We start from the raw sequence: 24,996 nt of genomic DNA, 5'->3' as shown, positions 1-24,996 counted from the left end.
CCGGAGGGCTGGCCGTTGCGCGTGCGTCGCCGCGACCGCGAGCGGGGAGCCCGCTCGGCGTCGGCCTCGGCGCGGCCCTCGCTGCGACCGGCGGTGCTCGACCGCGTCGGCGCGACGGTGGCGGCCGGCTTCAAGCGGCCCTTCGTGCCCGCCGGGATGTCGAGGTCGCTGTACAGGTGCGGGCTCGACGAGTACGTCTCGGTCGGCTCGGGCTGCCCGAACTCGAGGGCGCGGTTGATGAGCGCCCACTTGTGCAGGTCGTCCCAGTCGACGAACGTCACGGCGATGCCCGTCTTGCCCGCGCGGCCCGTGCGGCCGACGCGGTGCAGGTACGCCTTGTCGTCGTCGGGGATCGTGTGGTTGATCACGTGGGTCACGTCGTCGACGTCGATGCCGCGGGCCGCGACATCCGTGGCGATCAGCACGTCCTTCTTGCCGGCCTTGAAGGCGGCCATGGCGCGCTCGCGCTGGTCCTGGTTGAGGTCGCCGTGCACGGCCGCCGCGTTGAAGCCGCGGTCGTTGAGCTCCTCGACGAGCTTGGCCGCCGCACGCTTCGTGCGGGTGAAGATCACGGTCTTGCCGCGGCCGTCGGCCTGGAGGATGCGCGAGATGACCTCGTCCTTGTCGAGCGAGTGCGCCCGGTAGACGAGGTGCTTGATGTTCGCCTGCGTGAGCCCCTCGTCGGGGTCGGTCGCGCGGATGTGGATCGGACGCAGCATGAAGCGGCGTGCGAGCGCGACGATCGGCCCGGGCATCGTGGCCGAGAAGAGCATCGTGTGACGGGTGGCCGGCGTCTGGGCCATGAGCTTCTCGATGTCGGCGAGGAAGCCGAGGTCGAGCATCTTGTCGGCCTCGTCGAGCACCATCTCCTGCACGTTCTTCAACGAGAGGAGACGCTGCGACGCGAGGTCGAGGAGTCGACCGGGGGTGCCGACGACGATCTGCGCGCCGGCCTTGAGCTGCTCGATCTGGCCCTCGTACGCCTTGCCGCCGTAGATCGAGACGATCTTGGTCGGGCGGTTCGAGGTCGCGAGCTCGAGGTCCTCGGTCACCTGCACGCACAGCTCGCGCGTGGGCACGACGACGAGCGCCTTCACGCCGCCCTCGGGGTCGTCTCCGAGGCGCTGGATGATCGGCAGGCCGAACCCGAAGGTCTTGCCCGTGCCGGTCTTCGCCTGGCCGATGATGTCCTGGCCCGCGAGGGCGAGGGGGATGGTCTGTTCCTGGATGGGGAAGGCATCGATGATGCCCTTCCCGGCGAGGGCGTCGACGATGTCGGACGCGACGCCGAGGTCACTGAAAGTGGTCAATATTCTGCCTGTCGGTCTTGCGGGAAACGAGGTGCGCCCTGCTTCGACCTGAGGCGCACGGCCACGGGTCCATCGCCCGTGTGCACCCCCAGCCTATCCGAGAGTGCCTGAGAGCCTCGGATAGGCTGTGTCGCGTGGTGTTCAGGACGAATCGGCGGGGGCTCCGGCCCGAGGCGCCGCGACTGCGTCCCCGCGTCACGCCGACCGAGCTGGCGAAGGTCGACTTCACCGAGCTGGTGCCCGAGCCGGTGCCCTTCCTCGGCCAGGCCGCCTACATCCAGCTCGAGTTCTTCGAGAACCTCGCGCGAGCCGTCGCGACCGCGCCCACGCTCCCCGCGAAGGAGGGGCTGAGCGCCGCGGCGGGTGTCGCCCTGCGCAAGCACCACGCGCTCATCGCCGAGATCCGCCGCCTCGGCGTGGAGCCCGACGACGTGATGGCGCCCTTCGCACCGGCGACCGATCGCTTCCAGCAGATCAGCTCCGGTGCCGACTGGTACGAGCTCCTGCTCGGCATCCATGTCACCGCGGGCATGCTCGACGGCTACTTCTCGCGCCTCGCAGGCGGGCTGCCCGCCGAGCTCGGGGCGCGCGTGCGGGCGATCCTCGACGAGGAGGGCGCCTCGGTCGTGCTCGAGTCCGAGCTGCGCGACGCCATCGCCGCCGACTCCCAGCTGGCCGATCGGCTCGCGCTCTGGGGGCGCAGCCTCGTCGGCGACACCCTGCTGATCGCTCGGTCGGCGCTGCGTGCGTCGGAGGCGCCGAGCACCACCCGAGCCGAGAAGGTCGAGCCGGTCTTCACCGAGCTCATCGCCGATCACACACGGCGCATGGACGCGTTGGGCCTCACGGCCTGAGCGTCGGGCGTCGGTGCCGTCGCGGCATCCGGTGCCGTCTGGGGCCCGGCGTCAGGTCAACGGCCCAGCGTCAGGCGGTGCGGCTGCCCGCACCCGGGCGGGCGAGCCGCTCGAACAGCTCGGCGTCCTGCCGCTCACGGCGCGGGCCGATGAGCCAGACGGCTGCCACGGAGGCGAGGCCGGCGACGACGAGGGTGGCGACCCAGATCCAGCCGCCGTCCCATGCCCAGCCGAGCCAGGTCAGGGCGACCCATACGACCGCCGCCACTCCGGCGCCGACGGCCGGCGCGAGGGCGCTGCCGTACGTGTGCCGACGGGGCAGCGCGTAGCGCGCGGCGAGCCCGAGGATCGCGCCGCCGAGCACCGCGAAGAGCAGCTCCACGTCAGGCCACGAACCCGACGTGGCGCGACTCCTCCGAGCCGATCTCGACATAGGCGAGTGCGGCAGCGGGCACCACGTAGACGGCGCCCTTCTTGTCGGAGAGCTTCAGGAGCGCGGACTGCCCGGCGAGGGCCGCCGCGACGGCCTGCTCCACCTCCGCCGCCGACTGCGAGGTCTCGAAGCTGATCTCACGGGGGGAGTTCTGGATGCCGATGCGAACGTCCACGATGCGCCTTTCTGCTTGTGCTCACACACTATGACACGGGCCGCGCCGGGCCGGTCGCGTTCACTGTCGGCGGAACGCGTTACCGTTCAGGCATGCCCGGCACCGCGACCCTCCTGCACCCCGTCGCGACCCTCGTCGACGGCGAGCACGCGGCGGTCTTCGGAGCCCCGGGCAGCGGCAAGACGAGGCTCGTCGTCGACCTCGTCGCCGACCGGGTGCAGCGGCTCGGCTACGGCACCGACGAGGTGCTCGTGCTCTGCGCGACGCGCGCGTCGGCCACGGCGTTGCGCGACGAGGTCGCGGTGCGCCTCGGCGTCACCACGCGGGGTCCGGTCGCGCGCACGGCGAACTCGCTGGCGTTCCAGCTCGTGCGCGCCTACACCGGGCAGCCCGTCACCCTGCTCACGGGCGCCGAGCACGACCAGATCGTCGGGGAGCTGCTCGAGGGCGGCGTCGACGACGGCTTCGGGCCCGAGTGGCCCGACCCGCTCACCCCCGAGGTGCGCGGGCTGCGCGGGTTCCGGTCCGAGCTGCGCGACCTCATGATGCGCGCCGTCGAGCACGGCGTCGACGGCGAGGCGCTGTCGCGGCTCGGGCGGCTCGCCATGCGTCCCGAGTGGCTTTCCGCGGGCGAGTTCCTCACCGAGTACGCCGAGGTGAAGGAGCAGCTCCGGCCCACACAGTTCGACTCGGCCGAGCTCGGCGCGTTCGCCGCGGCGGTGGTGCGGCGCAGCACGGTCGACCCCGCGGCATCCGCCGCCCTCGGCACGCTGGCCGGCCTGCGGCTGCTCATCGTCGACGACGCGCAGGAGGCCACCGAGGCGACGGCCGCGCTCCTCGGGGCGTTCGCGGCGCGCGGCGTCGCGGTGGTGGCGGTCGGCGATCCCGACGTGGCCAGCAACGGGTTCCGGGGTGGTCGGCCCGAGCTGCTCGGGTCCCTCGGGTCGGTGCTCGGAGGCGCGTCCGTGCGGCGGATCGACCTCGACGAGATCCACCGGGGGCGCGTCGAGATCCGCGAGGTGGTCCACGCCGTGACGGCGCACATCGGCACCGCGCTCGGCGGCAGGCACCGGCAGGCGCGACTCGCGGCGCTCGGCGACGTCGACGAGCTGCCGCTCGACCCCGACCCGCTCGCGCCGGTCCTCGGCATCGAGGCCGCATCGCACGCCGCGGAATGCCAGGCGGTGGCCGGCCTCCTGCGCGAACGCCACCTGCTGGGCGGCGTGCCCTGGTCGTCGATGGCGGTCGTGCTGCGGTCGGGTGCCGAAGTGCCCGCGTTCGAGCGCGGCCTCGCGCTCGCCGACGTTCCGACCGCGGGCGACGCCGCGCGCACCGCCCTGCGCGACGCGCCGGCCGCTGCGGCCCTGCTCGCCGCGGCGTCCCTCGTGCTGGGTCGTGAATCGCTCACGTCGGCCCTGGCGGTCGAGCTGCTCACCGGTCCCCTCGGCCGGCTCGACGGGGTCGGGCTCCGGCGACTGCGGCTGGCCCTGCGACACGAGGAGCTCGCAGCGGGGGGCAACCGCTCGGGCGACGAACTGCTGGTCGAGGCGCTCGGCGCCCCCGGCGGCTTCGAGACCGTCGACGCAGCGCCCGCCCGGCGCGCCGCGCGCCTCGCGAAGCTCCTCGATGCCGCGGCAGGCGTGGCCGCGTCGGGCGGCACGATCGAAGAGGTGCTCTGGTCGCTTTGGGAGGGCAGCGGGCTCGCCACCGAATGGGGCGCGCAGGCGCGCGGCACCGGCGTGCTCGCCGAAGAGGCCAACCGCGCCCTCGATGCCGCCGTGGCGCTCTTCGCCGCCGCGACCCGCTACGTCGAGCGCGAACCCGGCGCTCCCGCCGTGCGGTTCGTCGACGAGGTGCTCGCGAGCGAGCTGCCCGAAGACTCGCTGGCGCCCCGGCGAACCGCCGAGACGGTGCTGGTCACCACGCCGCCGGCGCTCATCGGCCGGGAGTTCGACGTCGTGGTGGTCGCCGGCCTCCAGGACGGCGTCTGGCCCAACCTCCGGCCGCGGGGCACGCTGCTGCACGCCGGACTCCTGCCACGCGTGGTGCAGGCCGCCCGCGCCGGGGCGCCGCTGCCGGCCCCCGAGTCGGTGTCCGAGGCGAGGGTCTCGGTGCGGGGCGACGAGCTGCGGCTGTTCGCGCTCGCCGCGTCGCGCGCCCGGCGACAGCTCGTGCTCAGCTGCACCTCCAACGACGACGAGCAACCCTCGATGCTGATGGCCTACGCCCCCGAGCGGGTGCGACCCCGACGACGACCGCTGCACCTCCGCGGCCTCGTGGGCGCGTTGCGGCGCGAGGCGTCCGCGACGCGCGACCTCGAGGCCGCCGCCGCCCTGGCGCTCCTCGCGGAGCAGGGCGTGCCGGGCGCGCACCCCGACGACTGGTACGGCCTGGCGGCACCGTCGACGACGGCCCCGCTCGTCGACCTCGACGCGGATCCCGAGGCCGTGGTGCCCGTGTCGCCGTCGCAGATCGACCGTGCCGAGGAGTCGCCGCTCGGCTGGTTCATCGATCACGTCGCATCGCCGCCCTCGGGGCTCGCCGCGTCGATCGGCACCCTGGTGCACGCCGTCGTCGAGGAGGCTGGCGCGCGCGCCGACGGCGACACCAGCATCGAGACGCTGTGGGCCGCGGTCGAGGAACGCTGGCGGGAGCTCCGCTTCGAAGCCGGATGGGTCGCCGAACGCGAGCGGCGGGGAGCGCGACGCATGGCCGAGGGGGCCGCCGACTACCTCACCGCCTTCGCCGACGACGGCAAGGTGCTGCTCGGTGCCGAGGGCCGGTTCACCCTCGTCGTCGACCGGGTGCGCATCACGGGCACGATCGACCGCGTCGAGGCCTCACCGGACGGCACCACGGTCATCGTCGACCTCAAGACCGGACGCACCCCGCCCACGGCGGAGCAGACGGCGAAGCATCCGCAGCTGGCCGCCTATCAGCTCGCCGCACGGGCAGGCGCCGTTCCCGACGCAGGGCGCGCCGGCGGCGCGAAGCTGGTGTACCTCGCCAAGCCCGTGCGCGGCATGGCCTTCACCGAACGGGCCCAGCAGCCGTTCGACGACGACGATGACGCCGCCTTCCGCGACCGGCTCGCCGCCGTCGCGCGCACGATGGCCGGCAGCGAATTCGAGGGTCCCGGCGAGCTGGGCTTCCGCTCCCGATTCGGCGCCTGGCTCTACCGGGTCCACCTCGTGCCGGCGGTGTCGGCGTGAGCGGGCGCATCGGTGCCGAGGAGATCGCCGTCCGGCTCGGGTTGCACCCCCCGACGGCGGAGCAGCGGTCGGTGATCGAGGCATCGCCGCACGGGGCGAGCATCGTCGTGGCCGGCGCCGGCAGCGGCAAGACCGAGACGATGGCCAACCGGGTCGTGTGGCTGCTGGCCAACGGGTTCGTCGCCGTGCCGGAGGTGCTCGGCCTCACGTTCACGCGGAAGGCCGCCGGCGAGCTGGCCGAACGCATCCGCGAGCGCGTCGGCCAGCTCGTGCGCGAGGGCATCGCCGAGGTGGAGCTCGACCCCCTCGAGTCGGCTGCGGTCGGCACGTACAACGCCTTCGCCAGCTCGATCTACCGTGAGCACGCGATGCTCATCGGGCGGGAGCCCGACGCGGCGGTGCTCGGTGAGGCGTCCGCGTGGCTGCTCGCGAGGTCGGTCGTCAGCGGGTCGACCGATCCGCGCCTCGTGGAGGTCGACGCCTCCCTCGACCGGGTCACCGGCGCGGTGCTGTCGCTCAGCCGCGCGCTCGCCGAGAACGTCGTCGACAGCCGAGACGTGCAGGCATTCGCCCGCGACTTCCTCGCGATGGACGGCCTCCCCATCGAGGCTCCGCGCAAGCGCACCGACTTCGAGACGTTCACGAGCGCGCTCGGGGTCGTCGGAGCGCTTCCGCCGCTGCTCGACCTGGCCGACGCCTACTCGGCGGCGAAGCGGGAGCGCGGCTACGTCGAGTTCTCCGACCAGGTCGCCCTCGCGCTGGCGATCTGCGAGCGCAACCCCGAGGTCGTCGCCGCGCATCGCGAACGTGCGCGCACCGTGCTGCTCGACGAGTACCAGGACACCAGCGTGGTGCAGACACGGCTCCTCGCGACCCTCTTCGGCGGTCACTCCGTGATGGCCGTCGGCGACCCCGACCAGTCGATCTACGGCTGGCGCGGCGCCAGCGCCGCGAACCTCGCCAGGTTCTCGAACGACTTCGCGCCCGAGTCGGAGGCGGGCGTCTTCGACCTCTCCACGAGCTGGCGCAACCCCGGCATCGTGCTCGACGCGGCGAACGCGCTCATCGAGCCGCTCGACGCCGGAATCCCGAAGGCGCCGCTGGCGCCGTCGCCGTTCGCGGGGCCCGGCGAGGTCGGCGTGCGGTGGGCCGAGACCATCGAGGACGAGGCCGACCTGGTCGCGCAGTGGTTCGCGGCCCGGCTGGGCCGGCCCGGCACAGGGGCAGCCCGGAGTGGCGCCCTGCTGTGCCGCACCTTCGCGAACGTCGGCGTCTTCACCACGGCCCTCCGAAACCACGGCGTCCCGACGCACGTGCTCGGCATCGCGGGCCTGCTCGACCAACCGGTCATCGCCGACCTCGTATGCGTCCTCCGCGTGCTGCACGACCCGACCGCGGGCTCCGAGCTCGTCCGCGTCCTCGGTGGGGCACGGTGGCGCATCGGCCCGGCCGACCTCGCGGCGCTCAACGGGCTCGCCAGGTGGCTTGCCGACCGCGATCTCGGCAGCCACCGCCTCGACGACGGGGTCCGACAGGGGCTCCGGGCGTCCATCGCCGCCGACGAGTCCCCGTCGATCGTCGACGCGCTCGACTTCCTCCTGACCGCCCCCGACAGCCACTCGGCGCTGCGGGCATTCAGCGAGACCGGGCTCGGCCGCATGCGTCGAGCCGGCGCGCAGCTGCAGGCGCTGCGACGTCGCGCCGGCCTCGGACTGGTCGACTTCGTCCATCTCGTGCAGCAGGAGCTGCTCCTCGACATCGAGGTCGCCGCGAACGCGGAGCAGCCACTCGGCGCGCCGAGCCTCGAGGCGTTCGACGAGCTGCTCGCGGGATTCGCCGACGTCGCCGAGCACCCCACGCTCGGCGCGTTCCTCGGATGGCTCACCGAGGCGGAGCAGCGCGACCGACTCGCACCCCGCCAGGACGAGCCCGAGCCCGGTGCGGTGCAGGTGCTGTCGATCCACGGGTCGAAGGGCCTCGAATGGGATGTCGTGGCGATCCCGCGCATGGTCGACGAGGAGCTGCCGTCGAAACCCCGCACCACGAAGGGCTGGCTGGCCTTCGGCGAACTGCCGAACGACTTCAAGGGCGATCGCGCCGAGCTCCCCGAACTCCAGTGGAGGGGAGTGCAGAGCCAGGCGGAGTTCGACGAGGCGGTGCGCGGCTTCGCCGACGAGAACCGGCAGCGGCACGCCGACGAGGAGCGGCGCCTGGCCTACGTGGCGCTCACGCGCACCCGGTCGGAACTCCTGCTCACGGGCTCCTGGTGGGCCTCGCAGAAGTCGCCCCGCAAGCCGAGCGTGTTCCTGCACGAGCTCGTGCGCGCCGGCATCCTCGAGGTCGGCGCCCTTCCCGTCGCCCCCGCCGACGACGAGAACCCGCGGGGCGGCGACACCGTTCGCCAGCGGTGGCCGCTCGACCCGCTCGGCTCCCGCCACGACGCCGTGCACGCCGCGGCCGACGCCGTGCGGGCGGCCGCAGGCCAACCGAGCGGCAGCGGCATCGGCCCGCGGCTCACCGAGGAGCTGCGGCTGCTCCTCGAGGACCGACGGCGCCGCATCGAGGGCCCGGCCGCGCCGTCGATCCCGGCCCGCGTACCGGCCTCACGGTTCAAGGACTACGTCGACGACCCCGCCGCCGTCGCCGAGCAGCTTCGCCGGCCGATGCCGCAGCGGCCCTTCCGGGCCACCCGCCTCGGCACGCTGTTCCACGCCTGGGTCGAGCACCGCTCGACGGGCGAGGGCGAGGCTGCCGCCGTCGACAATGCGTGGTTCGATGTGGCCGACGCGCCTGCAGAGACCTCCGACGGTGTGATCCCGGATGCCACCGACGAACGGCTGCGCACGCTGCAGGCGACCTTCGAGGCGTCCGAGTGGGGTCACCGCAAGCCCATCGCCGTGGAGCTCGAGCTGCACCTGCCCATCGAGGAGCACGTGTTCGTCTGCAAGCTCGACGCGGTCTACGAGGTGCCCGAGGGCGGGGAACTCGCCGCACGCGGCATCCGGCACCAGGTCGTCGACTGGAAGACCGGCAAGGCGCCGAAGGACGCGCACGACCTCGAGCTCAAGCAGACCCAGCTCGCGCTCTACCGGCTCGCCTATGCGAAGTGGGCCGGCATCGACCCCGACGCCGTCGACGCGGTGTTCTACTTCGTCGAGGACGACCGGGTCATCCGGCCCGAGCGGCTCTACGACGAGGCGGCGTTGCGGCGGGCATGGGCGTCGGTCACCGCGCCGGTCCCGTCGGTGCCGGTCGCCGGCTGATCCTGCGCACCCGATGACGGGGTCGCGTCGCCCCAGTCGCTGAGGTCGAGGGGGATGGGGGCGGTGGTATCCATCGAGATCGGCTCGCGCTCGCCGGCCTCGCGGCGTTCGAGCTCCGAGAAGTCGTAACTGTCGGTGAGCATCGTCGCCGCGCCCTCGCGAGAAGCGTGATCCCGAGGCGTGTCGTCGAGCAGCCGCTCGACGTCGCCGACCGTGAGGATCGGACCGGTCTCGGGCGAGAGCGGTTCGCTCGACCGGTCATGCACGCTGGCCGCCAGCCCGTCGAGCAGTGACACGGCGTCGGCGACGATCGCGTCGTCGCGCTGCTCCACGCCGTGCAGCAGCCAGCGTGCGAGCTCGAGCTCGCCGTACAGCAGCGCCCGCTGCGGCAGGTGCGCGTCGGCGCCGCCGTTGCGCCCGGTGATGTACGCGTCGAGCGCGGCCTCCGCGGAGGCGCCGCGCGACGTGAGCAGCCAGTGCAGGTCGCGCGCGGGGTCTCCCACGGCGAGCGAGGACCAGCCGACCACCGCGGTCACGGTGTCGCCCTCGACGAGGAACGAGTCGGCCGAGAGCGCGCCGTTGACGACCGTCGGGCGGAAACGCCAGAGGGCATCGTCGTCCGTGGCCTGCTCCCAGCGACGCAGGATGGCGGCGGGAAGGTGTCCGGTGTCGGCGGCGCGGCCGATGAGGTCGATCACGCCGTCACGCGACTCGTCGGCAGACTCGCGAGGCAGGCCCGCGTCGCCGACGAAGCCGCTCGGCAGGCTGTGCACGGCCGCGACGGCTGAGCCGACCGAGAAGGCGAGCCCGGGCAGCTCGGTGAGTTCGTCCGCGGTGCGCACGGCACCGGGGAGGAACTCGGTGACGATGGCGCGCGTGCCGTCGATCGGCGCCTGGCCGACGAAATCGGGCACGGCGAAGGGCAGGCGGGCACGGATGCCCGCCGTCATCGCGCGGATGGCGACGAGATCCGCCGACTGCTCGGTCTCGGCGTTCTGCGAACGCGGAGCTCGGATGACGAGGCGTCGGCCGTCGACGGAATGGAGCTCGACCGCGTCGTAGGCGCCGTGACTGCGACGCGTGTGGGCCCTGGCTGCCCGGACCTCGAGCCCGGGCACCGCCGCCGTGGCCAACGCGGCTAGAGTGAGTGGGGGTCTGGCCATGGCACACAGCTTAAGCAGGCGAATCCGCCTCCCGGGCGACCGCCACGCCTTCCCGCCGACTCCGCCCTGAAGCGCAGAGAGGTGGCCAGTGCCCGAATCGACTTCCCCGCCCCTCGCGCGCGCTGCCCTCGACCGCGACGGCGAGGCCCGCGGCGTCGACGGGTTCGCCGAGCGATTCGATGCCGACCCGGCGTCGCGGGTCATCGTCCTGCACCGCGGGCGGGCCCTGCTCGCCGAGCGCGTCGAGGGGTCCCCGCCGCGCCTGCAGTTCCTCGAGCCGGCAGCGGTGCCCGACTCGACGCTGCGGGCGTACCTCGGCCGTACCATCGCGATCTCATCGCCCGTCGCGAGCGCCGATGAGGGGTCGGCCGACGTGTCGATCGCCGCGAGCGACGACCTTCCGGAGGGCACGGCGATCGAGCTCCGCGTGCTCGACGACGCGGTCGCCGCCGACCTCGAACCCGAGGAGGCGCGATGGGCGAACCTGCGGGCGGCGGCTCCGGTGCTCGGCGATCGCGACGCCGGGCTCTTCACCGAGGCGCTCGCGCTCGCGAACTGGCATGCGGCCGCGCCGTTCTGCCCGCGATGCGGATCCACCACGACCGTGGTGCAGGCCGGATGGGCGCGCCGGTGCGACCGCGAGGGCAAGCTCTTGTTCCCGCGCACCGACCCCGCCGTGATCGTGCTCGTGACCGATGACGACGACCGGGTGCTGCTCGGCTCCAACGCCCTCTGGGAGCAGAATCGGTTCTCGCTCCTCGCCGGATTCGTCGAGCCCGGCGAGTCGCTCGAGGCCGCCGTCATCCGCGAGGTGGGCGAGGAGGCGGGACTGCGCGTCGACCGCGTCGAGTACGGTGCCTCCCAGCCATGGCCGCTCCCGGCCAGCCTGATGCTCGGGTTCACGGCTCGGGTGGCCGACGGCTCCACGCCGTCGACGGCGACGCCCGACGGGGTCGAGATCCTCGCGCTGCGGTGGTTCTCCCGCGACGAGCTCGCGGCCGCCGCGCAGGAGGTCGCGCTGCCGGGCGGCACCTCGATCGCCCGCTGGCTGCTCGAGCGGTGGTACGGCGGTCCCGTGCCCGAGTCGCGGCCGTGGACGACGACGTGAACGCGGCATCCGACCCGCTGCTCGCCGCCCTCGACGATGACCAACGGGTGGTGGCGGAGGCGCTCATCGGCCCGGTCTGCGTGCTCGCCGGCGCAGGCACCGGGAAGACGCGCGCGATCACCCACCGCATCGCCTACGGCGTGGCATCCGGTGCCTACGACCCGGCCCGCGTGATGGCGCTGACCTTCACCTCGCGGGCCGCCGCCGAACTGCGCGCGCGACTGCGGGCGCTCGGCGCCGAGGGCGTGGCGGCACGCACCTTCCACGCGGCCGCGCTCGCACAGCTGAACCACTTCTGGCCGCTCGTGGTGGGCGGCTCGGCGCCCAGGGTGCTGGACTACAAGGGGCGGGTGCTCGGCGAGGCGGCCGAGCGGCTGCGCCTGCGCGTCGACGTGCCGACGCTGCGCGACGTCGCCGCCGAGATCGAGTGGCGCAAGGTCAGCGCCGTCGGCATGGATGCGTACGAGCAGCGGCTCGCCTCCCGGGGTGCACCGGGCACGCTCACCGGCGACCAGATGCTCGCGCTCGTGGCCGGCTACGAGCAGCTGAAGGACGAGCGGCGCATGCTCGACTTCGAGGACGTGCTGCTCGCCGTCGCGGGCATGATCGAGTCGGAGCCGTCGGTGGCGATGCACGTGCGCGAGAGCTACCGTCACTTCGTCGTCGACGAGTACCAGGACGTCTCCCCGGCGCAACAGCAGCTCCTCGACCTGTGGCTCGGCGGTCGCCGCGACGTGTGCGTGGTCGGCGACGCCAGCCAGACGATCTACACCTTCGCCGGCGCGACTCCCGAGTACCTGCTCGGGTTCGAGCGCCGCTACGAGGACGCGACGCTCGTGCGGCTCGAGCGCAACTACCGCTCGACGCCCGAGGTCGTCGACGCCGCCAACCGGTTGATGCGCGGCCGGGCGGGTGCGCTGCAGCTGCACGCGGTCGCCTCGACGAGCGCGGGGTCGGCGGCGGATGCTGCGAAGCCGACGGATGCCGCGAGGTCCACGCATGCCGCGAGCCCGACGGAGGCCGCGAGGTCCACGGATGCCGCGAGCCGGACGGATGCCGCGAGGTCCACGCCGTCCTCGGCCGGCACGTCGCCGGAGCCGCTCGTGCTCGAGTTCACCGACGAGCTCGCCGAGGCGAGGGGAGTGGCCACCCGCATCCGCGACCGGATCGACGCGGGCGTGCGACCCGAGCACGTGGCGGTCCTCATGCGCGTGAACTCGCAGTCGGCCATCCTCGAACGCGCGCTCGACGAGGTCGGCGTCGGCTCGAGGGTGCGGGGATCGGCGCGGTTCTTCGACCGGCCCGAGGTGCGCGAGGCGGTTCACGCGCTGCGCGCCGCCGCGCTCACGATCGCGGGGGAGCCCCTGTTCAAGTCGGTCAGCGACGTGCTGCGCTCGATGGGCTGGACGGTGCAGCCGCCCGAGGGTCCGGGAGCAGTCCGAGCCAGGTGGGAGTCGCTGAACGCGCTCGCCCGCCTCGTGGACGACGCCCCCGTGGGAACAACCTTCCGCGAGTTCGCCGACGAGCTCCGGGCACGCGCGGAGGCGCAGCACGAGCCGACGGTGTCGGCCGTGACTCTCGCGACGCTGCACTCGGCGAAGGGGCTCGAGTGGGACGAGGTGCACATCGTCGGCCTCACCGAGGGTATGCTCCCGATCGCGTACGCGAAGGGCTTCGATGCGATCGACGAGGAGCGCCGCCTGCTCTACGTGGGCATCACGCGGGCACGGAAGCGGCTGACGCTCTCGTGGGCGCGGGCCGGCGGTGCGCATCGAGGCGAACGGGAGCCGTCGCGATTCCTCCAGGAGCTCGGCACCCGCACTCGGGATGCGGCTCGTGCCGGCGCCGGCGGGGGAGCGCGGCCGTTCGTTCGCGGCTGAGCAGGAGCGACGTCGACGCCAGGGCCTTCGAGCCGCACCGGAGCCGGTCGTCGATGACGCCCACCGCCAGGGCGGTCGCCTCGATGACGGCGAGGGTCGTCGCCGTCGCGGCCGGTCGACCGGCGAGCTGCGCCGCGATCACCGGCCACGCCGCGTCGTCATCGCGGCGGTCGAGGTCGACGCAGCGGAGGCACGGCCCGGAGCCGGGCTCCACGAGCGGGCCGATGCGCGCCCCGGTCTCGTCGAACACGACGGCGAGGTGCGGGATGTCGCGGCGGAGCCAGGGGAGGTGCCGCGCCGGCTGCACCACCCACGACGCGACGATCACGACGAGGTCGACCGCGTCGACGAGGTCGACCGCGTCGACGAGGTCGACCTCGTCGACCAGGTCGGTCGCGGCGCCGGCGCCGTCGGACTCACTCCCGCCCGTGCCACCCGCCACCGGGACGCACTCGATGAGCGCACCGCCGGGTTGGGTACGCAGCACCCGGTAGCCGAGTGACAGGAGGTCGCCGGCGAGCCGGCCGGCCACGAGGTCGTCGCCATCGACCAGGACCACCGGCGCGGCACCTCCTCGCGCGCGTGCGGTAGACGGCGGCACGGTTTCGAACGCCGGCTCCAGTGCCGCCACCAACTCGAGCACCTCGTCGCGCTCGCCACCGAGCCCGCTGCCGATCGTGCACAGCGTCTCGACGCTCGCCCCGTGCCGGAGCGCTGCGATCAGCCCCGTCTCGAGGTCGCCCGCGCCGCGCACCACGACGCGCGGCGAGGACGCGCCGAGCTGGAGGTCGAGGGGCGTGCGCCACACGAGGGGGAGGGCCGGATCGATGCGCGGTGACATGCCGAGAGCATGCCCGACGCGCGCGGTCGGCCGCGGCATCCGTCCACAGGGACGCCCGGCCTCAGGCCTCAGGCCTCAGGCCTTCGGGTCCTCGCCGTCCTCGCCGGGAGCCGCCGGCGTCTCGCCGCGCAGCAGCTGCTCGAGCGCCTGGTCGAACTCGTCGTCGGCAGCCGAATCGGCGGTCTCGACTCCGGTCAGCCGGGCGATCAGGGCGGTCGGGTCGTCGAGGTCGGCGCTCGTCGGGAGCAGGTCGGGGTGCGACCAGAGGGCGTCACGGCCCTCGACGCCGACGGCCTCGGTGACCGCGCGCCACATGGCCGCGGCCTCGCGCAGGCGGCGCGGACGCAGCTCGAGCCCCACGAGCGTGGCGAACGCCGACTCGGCCGGCCCGCCGGAGGCGCGTCGACGGCGGATCGACTCGGCGATCGCGTCGGATCGGGGCAGGCGGCCGGTGGCGTCGGCCGTGACCGCGTCGACCCAGCCCTCGACGAGGGCGAGCATCGTCTCGAGACGGCCCAGCGCGGCATCCTGCGCCTCGCTCTTCGGGCGGATGAGCGCGCCGTTCACGACGGCGTCGCGGAGCTCTTCGGTGTTCGAAGGGTCGAAGCCCTCGGCGAGCTGCTCGAGCCGGTCGGTGTCGATGTCGATGCCGCGGGCGAAGGCCGTGATCGCGCTGATCAGGTGCAGGCGCAGCCAGCGCGCGTGGCGGAACAGCCGGGCGTGCGCGATCTCGCGCACCGCGAGGTACAGCTCGACCTGGTCGGTGGGGATGTCGAGGCCGTTGCCGAACTCGGCGACGTTCTGCGGCACGAGCACGGCGCGGCCGTCGCTCTGCAGCGGGATGCCGATGTCGCCGCCCGAGACGACCTCGGTGGCGAGCTGCCCGACGACCTGTCCGAGCTGCATGGCGAAGAGCGCGCCGCCGATGCCCCGCATCATGCGGCTCGCACCCTGGATCATCGAGCGGAGCTCCTCGGGCGCCTGCTCGCTCATCACGCGCGTCAGCGAGTCGGAGATGCTGAGCGCGACCGGCTCGGCCAGCTGCGACCAGACCGGCATGGTGGCGGCGACCCACGCGCGCCGGGTGAGCAGCTCGGGAGTGTCGGGGAGCGCCGAGAAGTCGACGACCGGGTCGAGCCACAACGACGCGACCTGCAGGGCCTGGTCGAGTCGAGCGCGCTCCTCCGCGGTGATCTGCAGCTGTCCGGATGCCGCGCGCTCCTCGCCCTGGCGCACCGCGACACTCCAGTCGATGTCGTCGCCGCTCTGGTTCATGGCCGCCTGCAGCTGCCCGAAGAGCGCGGCGAGGCTCGCCGGGTCGTTCGGCAGCCCGGCGGCTCCCGCGAGCCGCGACGGATCGATGCCGCCGGAGCCCGAGAGGAGCTCCCGCAGCATGTCGCGGAACTCGTCTTCGGGGTTCTTGTCGCCAGGCTCGTCGTCCCGATCGGCCACGTGAGCCACCTCCAGTCGCGTCTGTTTCCACCGTAGTCCCGGGCCTCGGGCGCGTGTCTGGGAAATGGCCTAGGCTGGGCGTTCCGGGTGTCCGCCCTTCGCGAACAACGCCGGCCCCGGCGCTCGCACTCGGCGATTCGATCGCCCGGAAGGAACCACGGATGGCCCTCTTCGACGACGACCCGTCGCCGCGCCCGCAGGGCCGCCGTTCGCGTCGGGAGCGCATCGGGTGGACGGCGCTCGCCGTCGCCGTGGCCATCGGCATCCTCTTCGCCCTGCTTCCGTCTCCGTACGTGATCGAGCAGCCCGGGCCCGTCTTCGACACACTGGGCACCGCCGAGCACGACGGCGAGGAGGTGCCGCTCATCGAGATCCCCGATGCCGAGACCTTCCCCACCGACGGGGAGCTCAACCTGCTCACGGTCACCGTGCGCGGCCGGCCGGGGCAGACCCCCAACTGGCTCGAGGTCGTCGCCGCCTGGTTCGACCGCACACGGTCGGCCGTGCCGGTCGAGGCGATCTTCCCTCCGGGCGTGAGCGACACCGATCGCGACGCCCAGAACGAGGCGGCCATGGTGGACTCCCAGCAGGACGCGATCGCCGCCGCGCTCGTCGAGCTGGGCTACGACTTCCCGCGCGAGGTGACCGTGGCCGGCGTCGTCGACGACTCGCCCGCCGCGGGCGTGCTCGAGGAGGGCGACGTCATCGTCTCCGTCAACGGCACCGCCGTGAACTCCATCGACGAGCTCCGTTCCGCCGTGCGCGAGAACGGCGCCGACACCCCCGCGAGCCTCCTCGTGGTGCGCGACGGCGCCGAGCAGACGCTCGAGGTCACTCCCGTCGACCGCGACGGCACCGTGGTGCTCGGCGTGGGCGTGCGCATGCACTACGTGTTCCCCATCGATGTCGTGCTGCAGCTCGACAACGTCGGCGGCCCGAGCGCCGGCATGATGTTCGCCCTGGGCATCATCGACAAGCTCACGCCGGGTGAGATGACGGCTGGCGAGGTCTTCGCCGGCACCGGCACGATCGACTCGTCGGGCCAGGTCGGGCCCATCGGCGGCATCAGACAGAAGCTCTGGGGAGCCGACGAGGCGGGCGCCGACTGGTTCCTCGCCCCGGCCTCGAACTGCGACGAGGTCACCGGACATGTCCCCGACGGCATGCGAGTCTTCGCCGTGAAGACCCTCGACGAGGCGCGCTCGGTGGTCGAGGCGATCGGCGACGGCGAGGACACCTCAGCGTTCGCCTCCTGCCCCGCGGCCTGAACAGCAGTTTCAAAGGAACGCGACTCTAGGATGGAGTCTCGATCCCACAGCGACCGAACAAGAGGCGAAGAGTGTCTGCACAGCCGCACGAACCGAGGATGCCGCGCCGTCGCGCGCCGATCGCGATCACGATCGGGGTGGTGGCCCTGCTCCTCATCGCGTTCTTCGTGTTCGTGGGCCTCTACGCCGACGTGCTCTGGTACGACCAGCTCGGCTTCGTCGACGTGCTCACGACCGAGTGGGTGGCGCGCCTCGTCCTCTTCCTCATCGGGTTCCTCGCGATGGCGGTGCCCGTCTGGGCCTCCATCCAGATCGCCTACCGCACGCGTCCCGTCTACGCGAAGCTGAATTCGCAGCTCGACCGCTACCAGGAGGTGTTCGAGCCCCTTCGCCGCCTCGCGATGTACGGCATCCCCGTCGTGCTCGGCATCTTCGCGGGCGTCTCGACGTCCAGCCGGTGGGAACTCACCCTCACCTGGCTGAACCGCACCCCGTTCGGCACGAACGACCCGCAGTTCGGCTTCGACATCGGCTTCTTCGTCTTCGAGTTGCCGTTCTACCGCTCCATCGTCGGCTTCGCGTCGGCCGTGGTGCTGCTCTCGCTGCTCCTCGTCATCGCGACGAACTACCTCTACGGCTCCATTCGCGTGAGCGGCCGCGAGGTCGTCATCTCGAAGTCGGCTCGCATCCAGATCGCGGTGACCGCCGGCCTCTACCTGCTGCTCCAGGGCGTCAGCATCTGGTTCGACCAGTACGCGACCGTCACCGAGAACAGCACCCTCATCACCGGTGCGGGATACACCGACGTCAACGCCGTGATCCCGGGTCGCCAGATCCTCGCGGCGGCGGCGGTCGGCGTCGCGATCCTCTTCTTCGTCACCGCGCTCATCGGCCGCTGGCGGCTGCCGCTCGTGGGCGTCGCGCTCCTCGTGGTCTCGAGCCTGATCATCGGTTCCCTCTACCCCTGGATCATCCAGCGGTTCCAGGTCGACCCGAGCGCCCGCTCGCTCGAGGCGCCATACATCGAACGCTCCATCGACCTCACCCGTGAGGCCTACGGTGTCGCCGACATCGAGACGATCCCCTTCGAGGCGAAGACCGACGCCGAGCCCGGCGCGCTGCGCTCGGATGCCGCGACGACGGCGAACATCCGACTGATGGACCCGCTCGTGATCAGCCCGGCGTTCCAGCAGCTCGAGCAGTTCCGCCAGTACTACCAGTTCCCCGACGCGCTCGACGTGGACCGGTACGACATCGACGGCACCACGCAGGACACCGTGGTCGCGGTGCGCGACCTCGCACTCTCGGGCCTCGGCGACGCCGAGACCTGGTTCAACTCGCACGTCGTCTACACGCACGGCTACGGCCTGGTGGCCGCCGCCGGGAACCAGCGCTCGGTCGACGGCCAGCCGGTGTTCCTGCAGTCGGGCATCCCGTCGACGGGCACCCTCGGCGACTTCGAGCCGCGCGTCTACTTCGGCGAGGAGTCCCCGGCGTACTCGATCGTCGGCGCGCCCGAGGGCACCGACCCGGTCGAGCTCGACTACCCCGCGGGCGGCGAGAGCGACCAGCAGACGCAGACCACCTTCGAGGGCGACGGCGGGCCGAAGCTCGACAACGTCTTCACGAAGCTCGTGTACGCGCTGAAGTTCCAGTCGGAGCAGATCTTCCTCTCAGAGGCCGTCAACGACGACTCTCAGATCCTCTACGACCGGGATCCGATCGACCGCGTGAAGAAGGTCGCGCCGTACCTCACGATCGACTCCGACACGTATCCGTCGGTCGTCGACGGGCGCATCGTCTGGATCGTCGACGGCTACACCCTCACCGACCAGTACCCGTACTCCAACAAGGTCAGCATGAGCGAGGCCATCGCCGACAGCGAGGGCCTGCCGCAGTCGCTGCCCTTCGACGAGGTCAACTACATCCGCAACTCGGTGAAGGCCACGGTCGACGCCTACGACGGCTCGGTGACCCTCTACGCGTGGGACGACCAGGACCCCATCCTGCAGACGTGGCAGAAGGTCTTCCCGAACTCGATCAAGCCCATGAGCGAGATGTCGGGCGCGCTCATGAGCCACGTGCGGTACCCCGCCGACATGTTCAAGATGCAGCGCGCGGTGCTCGGCCGGTACCACGTGACCGACCCGTCCTCGTTCTACTCGCGTGAGGACGCGTGGACGACGCCGAACGACCCGACGGCCGGCGCGAACTCCACGCTGCTGCAACCGCCGTACTACCTGACGATGCAGATGCCCGGGCAGGAGGAGCCCGCGTACTCCCTGTACTCGACGTTCATCCCCGAGGCGCGAGGCGACCAGAGCCGGAACGTGCTGCGGGGCTACCTCGCGGTCGACTCCGATGCCGGAGCGAGCGACGGCGAGCGATCCGACGGCTACGGCAAGCTGAGGCTGCTGACGCTTCCCGAGGACGACAACGTGCCGGGTCCGGGCCAGGTGCAGAACACCTTCAACGGCGATCCGACCGTGTCGCAATCGCTGAACCTCCTGAAACAGGGGCAGTCCGAGGTGATCAACGGCAACCTGCTCACGGTGCCGGTGGGCGGCGGCCTGCTCTACGTGCAGCCCGTCTACGTGAAGTCGACCGGCAACACGAGCTACCCGCTGCTGCAGAAGGTGCTCGTCGCCTTCGGCGACCAGATCGCCTTCCAGGACACCCTCGACGCGGCGCTCGACGTGCTCTTCGGCGGCGACTCCGGTGCCCAGGCCGGCGACAACGCGGTGGATCCGAACGCGACGCCCACGACGCCGCCCGCCGACGGCAGCACCGCGACGCCGCAGCCGAGCGACGAGGTGCAGGCGCTCCTGAACCAGGCCTCGCAGGCCCTGAAGAACAAGCAGGCCGCGCTCTCCGAGGGCGATTGGGCGGCGTACGGCGCCGCCGACGCCCAGCTCGCGGAGATCATCGCCCAGTTGCTCGCGATCACCCAGGACCAGTGACGTGGTCGTCGACCTCCGCCACGGCGATTGGCTCGACGACAACCGCGCCAACTGGGACGAACGCGTGCCGCTGCACCTGGCGTCGGACTTCTACGACCAGGAGCCGCTCCGTCGCGGAGACATCGTGCTCGACCCGATCGCCCGGGCCGGCGTCGAACGACTGCACCCCGACGGCCTCGACGGATTACGGGTGCTGCACCTGCAGTGCCACTTCGGCTCGGACACGCTCTCGCTCGCGAACCGCGGCGCGACGGTCGTCGGACTCGACTTCTCGCGTCCCGCCGTCGAGGAGGCGCGACGCATGGCCGCAGAGCTCGGGCTCGGCGACCGCGCGCGATTCGTCGAGGCGAACCTCTACGACGCCCGCCACATGCTGCCCGAGCCCGGGTCGTTCGACCTCGTGTTCACGACCTGGGGCACCATCGGGTGGCTTCCGGATGTCGCCGAGTGGGCGCGCATCGTCGCGTGGTTCCTGAAGCCGGGCGGCCGCCTCTACTTCGCCGACGGGCATCCGGCGGCCTTCGTGTTCGACGGCGACGAGGGCCCGGGCGGCCTGCCGACCTTCCAGTACGCCTACGGCGGAGGCGAGCCCGACGTGCTCGATGACCCGTCCGACTACGCCGACCCCGACGCGAGGATCGCGCACGCCCGCACGTGGGAGTGGATGCATCCGATCGGTGAAGTGGTGGGCGCCGTCCGCGCCGCCGGACTGGTGATCGACGAGCTGGCCGAGCACTTCCAGGTGCCGTGGCGGATCTTCCCGATGACGGTGCCGCAGGGCGAGGGCATGTTCGGCTGGCCGGCCGAGCAGTGGCTGCCGCTCTCGTACGAGCTGGTCGCGCGGGCCCCCTCGTCCTGACGCCGACTCCGTCGATGCGCGGTTCGGCCGGGTGACATCCGATCTGGGGTCTTGTCCTGCTCCTCGGCGGCGAGGACACTGTGCCCATGAGCGTGGTCGCCCAGATCCTCGCGATCGTCGAAGGGCTCGGCGTCGCGTTCCTCGGGATCCTCTCCGCATTCTTCTTCCGCAGCCCGAGCATGCGCGGCGTCTTCCTCATCGAACCCGAGAACCAGGAGATCGTGCGTCCGTGGGCCATCTCCTACGGCTTCTCGAACCTCGCGTGGGGCACCGGGGCGCTCGCCGGCGTGGTGGCCGTGAACCTCGGGTTCGCCGAGGTCGGGCGCACGCTCGTCATCTTCGTGAGCATCGCCACCATCATCCGTGCGCTGGCCATCCTGTTCGGCGACCTCCGGTACTGGCGGCTGGTGGCGCCGATGGTGCTCGTGCCGGCGCTGGTGCTCGTGGCCATGGCGATCTGAGCATCGCCCGATCGGATTCCGCGTGGCAGTCGCCCTCGATTGGACGACGTTTCTGACGCATGCTAGTGTTGTCTCTTGTGCCGCGGGGTGGAGCAGTTCGGTAGCTCGCTGGGCTCATAACCCAGAGGTCGTAGGTTCAAATCCTGCCCCCGCAACCAAGAAGTCCCGGTCAGTTCCGGTTTCTCGACATCATTCGAGACAACTGGCTAGGCACGAATCCGGCGCAGCGCCACGCTGCGTCGGATTCTTTTGCGTCTGCCCTCATACCGCCGAGAGCTCGACGAGCACGGCGTTCTCGGGTGCGAGCAGCGGCACGGCCACGCCGACCTCGGCCAACACTCGCCCGGTGAGCTCGATCGTTCCCGCCTCGAACCACGGGGGAGCGGCGTCCTGCACCGTGCGCGGCGCCGGGCCGAGCTCGAGGCGACGCACCAGGTAGGTGCGGTCGGCGTCGAGTCCCGGCATCCGGATCGCCGGGGGCAGGGCCGCGCGTGCGGTGCCGAGCATCGCCACCGAGAAGATCGCGTGCGTTCGGTCGACCGAGACGACGCCGTGCACCACTTGGGCCGGGTCGTCTTGGTCGGCCCTCACGACGCGGCCGCTGTGCAGGAGGGGACGGAGACGGCGATACTCGCCCGCCCACGCCGCGATGTGGTCGAGCTCGGCGTCGCTCGCGTCGGCGAGGTTCCATTCGATGCCGGCGCTGCCGAAGAGCGCGGTCGCGAACCGGAAGGAGAGCTCTGACCGCCGCCCAGTGGTGTGCGCTCGTGCGGCTCCCAGGTGGGCGCCGAGGTACTCGGGCGGCACGAGGAGGCTCGTGTACCGGTGGATGCCCTGCCGCTCGAGCGGATCGTTGGTGTCGCTCGGCCACACCCGTTCGGTGCGCTCGAGGATGCCGAGGTCGATGCGCGCGCCGCCCGAGGCGCACGACTCGATCTCGACGCCGGGATGCGCGGTGCGAAGGCGGTCGATGAGCGCGTAGGTCGCGAGGGTCTGCGCGTGCGCCGACCCGCCGAGCAGGTCGCGGTTGTGGTCCCACTTCAGGTAGGCGATGTCGTTGTTCGCGAGCAGGTCGTCGAGGCGCGCGAAGATATGGTCGGCAGCGCCGGGCGCGGTGAGGTCGAGCACGTGCTGGTGACGCCAGGCGAAATCGCCCGGCCGGCCGAGCACCCACTCGGGATGTGCCCGTGCAAGGTCGGAGTCGAGGTTCACCATCTCGGGCTCGACCCAGAGGCCGAACTCCATGCCCGCTTCCTGCACGCGGGCGATGAGAGGACCGAGGCCTTCGGGCCAGTTGCCGGAATCCACGGTCCAGTCGCCGAGCGCGCGCCGATCGTCGTGCCGTCCGTGGAACCAGCCGTCGTCGAGCACGAACCGCTCGACGCCCACGCGGGCCGCGGCGTCGATGAGCGGTTCCAGTCGGTCGAGGGACTGGTCGAAGTACACGGCCTCCCAGGTGTTCAGCACGAGCGGCCGGTCCCGTCGGACCGTCGACCACGACCTGATCCACGGATGCAGCCGATCGGAGATGCCGTCGAGCCCGGCGTTCGAGTACACGGCGACGACCCACGGCGAGGTGTACGCGCCCCCAGCGGGCACAGTAACCTCGCCGGGCGTGAGGAGCTCGCCCCCGCCGAGCGTTGCAGGTCCGAGGGCCGACCGCTCGGCCCAGGCATCGGTGTCACCGCTCCAGGCGACGTGGGTCGCCCACACCTCGCCGCTGCGGAATCCGAACCCGGTGGTGCCGGCGGCCAGGAGGAACGCGTCGTCGTGGCCGCCTCGGCCATGGCGCCCCTCGCGGCTGTGGACGCCGTGTTCGAGGGTACGGCGGATCGGCCGGCGTTCGCGGCTCCACAGGCCGCTGAAGTCGAGGAGCTCGGTGGCGCGCGCCGGCACCGGCAGGATGACGGCCGCGCGGCCGATGCCGAGCGGCCCCCGCCCGCGGTTCTCGACGCGGTGCCGCAGCCGGAGGACGCCGCTGCCGGTGAGCTCGAGCTCGGTGACGACGGCGACGGATGCCGCGGCGTCGACGAGCTCCCAGGTGAGCGTCGACGGCGCTTCGGGGTCGTGGCGCACGTCACCGGCGAGCTCCAGCCGCGGCGCTGAGAGCGCGCGGGCGGCGGCGGGACCGTCGGCCCCTGCGGCATCCCGGAACACCTGGAGTCCGGGGCGGCCGCTCCAGCCCTCGCCGAAGGTGGGCAGCAGGCTCAGCCGGAGGGGCTCGTCGATGGAGGAGGGCGCCACCGAGGGCACCGTGGCGACGGCGAGGGAACTGAGGGCGGCCTCGTCGAGCGCGCCGAGGTCGGAACCCCAGTGCAGCACGGCGGGCACGCCCGTGCCGCGGGCGTCGACGACGACGCTGACGCCCGCGGCACGGAGGTGATGGATCACGGGGTGAGGTTACTCCGCGACCGGGATGGACTGGGCCTCGAGCGTCGAGATGGTCGTGGCCTGCCCCTTGGTGAGTGCGTCCACGAGCGTTCCGTCACCGCTCGCGGCGGCCTTGAAGCCGTCGGAGACGTCGGCGTAAGTCTGCGTCATGGTGGGGCCCCACGTGAAGTCGGGGCTCACCTGCGTGGCCGCCTCGGCGAACACATCGTAGATCTTCTGGCCGCCGTAGAAGTCGACGCCCTCCTTGAGCACGGGAAGCTCGAGGCCGGCGGTGGTGGCCGGGTAGATCTGGGCCGTCTGGTTCAGCGAGGTGAGCGCCTCCTCAGAGGTGTTCAGCCACAGCGCGAACTTGGCGGCCTCGTAGAGGTGCTCGGTGCCCTTGAAGACCGCGACCGACGAACCGCCCCAGTTGCCCGCGGTCTCGCCGCCGGCCTCCCACTGCGGGGCGAGCGCGACCGACCAGTTGCCGGCCGTGTCGGGTGCGCCGCTCAGGATCGAGTTGGCCCCCCACACGGCGGAGTTCCAGGTCCAGACCTCACCGGAGTTGTACGCGTTGTTCCACTCGTCGGTCCAAGCGGGGTAGGTCGAGACGAGGTCGTTCGCCATGAGGTCCTGCCAGTACTCGGCGACCTTCGTCGACTCCTGGCTCGTCAGGTCGACCGTCCACTCGTCGCCGTCGTTCTGGAACCACTGCCCGCCTGCCTGCCACACGAATCCGGCGAACTGGTTGATGTCGGTCTGCGAGAAGTTGGTGATGTATCCGCCGAGCGCGCGGATCTGCTCGGCCGCCGCCTTGTACTCCTCCCACGTGGTGGGAACGGCGATGCCGTTCTGCTCGAACAGGTCGCTGCGGTAGAAGAGACCCATGGGGCCCTGATCCTGCGGCACGCCGTAGAGCTCGTCGTCGGTGCCGAGGCTCGCCTGGCTCCAGGTCCACGGCAGGAACTGGTCCTCGGCGGCGACGATGTCCTCGCACGCGGCGAGGTTCTCGAGGCCGTCCTGCACGCGGAAGTTCGGCAGGGCGTCGTATTCGATCTGGCCGAGGTCGGGTGCGTTGCCGGCCTCGAGCTGGTTGAAGAAGTTCTGGTAGGTGCCGGCGTTGCCGGAGGGGCCCGTCTGCACCTCGACCTGGATGTCGGGGTTGTCCGCGTTCCAGATCGCCACGGCGTCCTCGATGCCGGGGATCCAGGAGGTGAAGGTGAGGTTGACGTCGCCGTCCGCCGGCTCGCAGGAGGCGGCGTCGCTGCCGCTCCCTCCGGCGGAGCATCCGACCATCGCGATCGCGACGGTGGTGAGCAGGGCTGCGGCGACCGCTCGTTTCGTGTGACGCATGGTGTTCCTTTTCTCGGTGTGGTGGTGCGGGGTG

16 protein-coding genes and 1 tRNA gene are annotated in these 24,996 nt (G+C 72.0%); 10 read left to right on the top strand and 7 right to left on the bottom strand.

The window, feature by feature from the left end; genetic code table 11:
• On the bottom strand, window positions 1-1,310 hold a 1,310-nt coding region (locus AC1DZA_RS08110), incomplete at its 3' end, for a DEAD/DEAH box helicase (protein ID WP_476772346.1).
• 134 nt (window positions 1,311-1,444) lie between these two features.
• Here AC1DZA_RS08110 and AC1DZA_RS08105 point away from each other — a divergent pair.
• Window positions 1,445-2,164 (top strand): ferritin-like fold-containing protein, encoded by a 720-nt coding sequence (locus AC1DZA_RS08105; RefSeq protein WP_476763600.1) that lies wholly within the window; start codon window positions 1,445-1,447, stop codon window positions 2,162-2,164.
• A 70-nt stretch (window positions 2,165-2,234) separates the two neighbouring features.
• On the opposite strand, the gene AC1DZA_RS08100 is transcribed toward AC1DZA_RS08105, so the two are convergent.
• On the bottom strand, window positions 2,235-2,546 hold the full coding sequence (locus tag AC1DZA_RS08100) for a hypothetical protein (protein ID WP_309979758.1): 312 nt from the start codon (window positions 2,544-2,546) through the stop codon (window positions 2,235-2,237).
• Between the two features lies 1 nt (window position 2,547).
• Complete coding sequence (locus tag AC1DZA_RS08095; protein WP_309979757.1) at window positions 2,548-2,772, bottom strand: DUF3107 domain-containing protein; 225 nt, start codon at window positions 2,770-2,772, stop codon at window positions 2,548-2,550.
• 92 nt (window positions 2,773-2,864) lie between these two features.
• Here AC1DZA_RS08095 and AC1DZA_RS08090 point away from each other — a divergent pair, with 92 nt between their 5' ends.
• Together AC1DZA_RS08090 and AC1DZA_RS08085 are read left to right on the top strand one after the other, a co-directional pair.
• A complete protein-coding gene (locus tag AC1DZA_RS08090; protein WP_476772345.1) occupies window positions 2,865-5,984 on the top strand; it encodes a PD-(D/E)XK nuclease family protein in 3,120 nt (1,039 codons plus the stop codon).
• Window positions 5,981-9,247 (top strand): ATP-dependent DNA helicase, encoded by a 3,267-nt coding sequence (locus tag AC1DZA_RS08085; protein WP_476772344.1) that lies wholly within the window; start codon window positions 5,981-5,983, stop codon window positions 9,245-9,247. The genes AC1DZA_RS08090 and AC1DZA_RS08085 overlap by 4 nt, the downstream gene beginning before the upstream one ends.
• On the opposite strand, the gene AC1DZA_RS08080 is transcribed toward AC1DZA_RS08085, so the two are convergent.
• A complete protein-coding gene (locus AC1DZA_RS08080; protein WP_476772343.1) occupies window positions 9,172-10,410 on the bottom strand; it encodes a phosphotransferase in 1,239 nt (412 codons plus the stop codon). The two genes, AC1DZA_RS08085 and AC1DZA_RS08080, sit on opposite strands and share 76 nt — an antisense overlap.
• 88 nt (window positions 10,411-10,498) lie before the next feature.
• Here AC1DZA_RS08080 and nudC point away from each other — a divergent pair, with 88 nt between their 5' ends.
• Both nudC and AC1DZA_RS08070 read left to right on the top strand, forming a co-directional pair.
• The gene (nudC, locus tag AC1DZA_RS08075; RefSeq protein WP_476772342.1) at window positions 10,499-11,518 is read left to right on the top strand and encodes an NAD(+) diphosphatase; all 1,020 of its coding nucleotides are present in this window, start codon (window positions 10,499-10,501) and stop codon (window positions 11,516-11,518) included.
• Window positions 11,503-13,398: an ATP-dependent helicase gene (locus tag AC1DZA_RS08070; RefSeq protein ID WP_476772341.1), complete on the top strand. Its 1,896-nt coding sequence runs from the start codon at window positions 11,503-11,505 to the stop codon at window positions 13,396-13,398. Before nudC ends, AC1DZA_RS08070 begins: the two co-directional genes overlap by 16 nt.
• Window positions 13,399-14,314: 916 nt before the next feature.
• On the opposite strand, the gene AC1DZA_RS08065 is transcribed toward AC1DZA_RS08070, so the two are convergent.
• Window positions 14,315-15,634, bottom strand: a complete 1,320-nt coding sequence (locus AC1DZA_RS08065; RefSeq protein ID WP_309980191.1) for a zinc-dependent metalloprotease — start codon at window positions 15,632-15,634, stop codon at window positions 14,315-14,317.
• Between the two features lie 218 nt (window positions 15,635-15,852).
• Here AC1DZA_RS08065 and AC1DZA_RS08060 point away from each other — a divergent pair, with 218 nt between their 5' ends.
• From AC1DZA_RS08060 to AC1DZA_RS08040, 5 genes are all read left to right on the top strand, one after another.
• Entirely contained in the window at window positions 15,853-16,959 is a 1,107-nt protein-coding gene (locus AC1DZA_RS08060) for a YlbL family protein (protein WP_476760901.1), read from the top strand.
• Window positions 16,960-17,057: 98 nt separating this feature from the next.
• A complete protein-coding gene (locus AC1DZA_RS08055; RefSeq protein WP_476760900.1) occupies window positions 17,058-19,919 on the top strand; it encodes a UPF0182 family membrane protein in 2,862 nt (953 codons plus the stop codon).
• A 1-nt stretch (window position 19,920) separates the two neighbouring features.
• Window positions 19,921-20,778: a class I SAM-dependent methyltransferase gene (locus AC1DZA_RS08050; RefSeq protein ID WP_476772340.1), complete on the top strand. Its 858-nt coding sequence runs from the start codon at window positions 19,921-19,923 to the stop codon at window positions 20,776-20,778.
• An 86-nt stretch (window positions 20,779-20,864) separates the two neighbouring features.
• Window positions 20,865-21,239, top strand: coding sequence for a DUF1304 family protein (locus AC1DZA_RS08045; protein WP_476760898.1), 375 nt, complete (start codon window positions 20,865-20,867; stop codon window positions 21,237-21,239).
• Window positions 21,240-21,320: 81 nt separating this feature from the next.
• Window positions 21,321-21,397 (top strand) — tRNA-Met (locus AC1DZA_RS08040).
• A gap of 103 nt (window positions 21,398-21,500) precedes the next feature.
• Here AC1DZA_RS08040 and AC1DZA_RS08035 read toward each other — a convergent pair.
• Window positions 21,501-23,630 (bottom strand): alpha-galactosidase, encoded by a 2,130-nt coding sequence (locus AC1DZA_RS08035; protein ID WP_476772339.1) that lies wholly within the window; start codon window positions 23,628-23,630, stop codon window positions 21,501-21,503.
• A 9-nt stretch (window positions 23,631-23,639) separates the two neighbouring features.
• Entirely contained in the window at window positions 23,640-24,962 is a 1,323-nt protein-coding gene (locus AC1DZA_RS08030) for an ABC transporter substrate-binding protein (protein WP_476772338.1), read from the bottom strand.
• Between the last annotated feature and the right edge of the window lie 34 nt (window positions 24,963-24,996).

The sequence above is a fragment of the Agromyces sp. P2_B3 genome, assembly GCF_056404815.1.
Note: the sequence above shows the minus strand (reverse complement) of the source record. Positions and strands in the feature narration are given on the sequence as shown.

Bases quoted from the DNA above. Each gene is read 5' to 3' on its own strand.
- AC1DZA_RS08065 (WP_309980191.1), bottom strand. From the start codon at position 15,634: ATGCTGCGGGAGCTCCTCTCGGGCTCCGGCGGCATCGATCCGTCGCGG.
- AC1DZA_RS08060 (WP_476760901.1), top strand. From the start codon at position 15,853: ATGGCCCTCTTCGACGACGACCCGTCGCCGCGCCCGCAGGGCCGCCGT.
- AC1DZA_RS08045 (WP_476760898.1), top strand. From the start codon at position 20,865: ATGAGCGTGGTCGCCCAGATCCTCGCGATCGTCGAAGGGCTCGGCGTC.
- AC1DZA_RS08030 (WP_476772338.1), bottom strand. From the start codon at position 24,962: ATGCGTCACACGAAACGAGCGGTCGCCGCAGCCCTGCTCACCACCGTC.
- AC1DZA_RS08080 (WP_476772343.1), bottom strand. From the start codon at position 10,410: ATGGCCAGACCCCCACTCACTCTAGCCGCGTTGGCCACGGCGGCGGTG.
- AC1DZA_RS08090 (WP_476772345.1), top strand. From the start codon at position 2,865: ATGCCCGGCACCGCGACCCTCCTGCACCCCGTCGCGACCCTCGTCGAC.
- AC1DZA_RS08055 (WP_476760900.1), top strand. From the start codon at position 17,058: ATGCCGCGCCGTCGCGCGCCGATCGCGATCACGATCGGGGTGGTGGCC.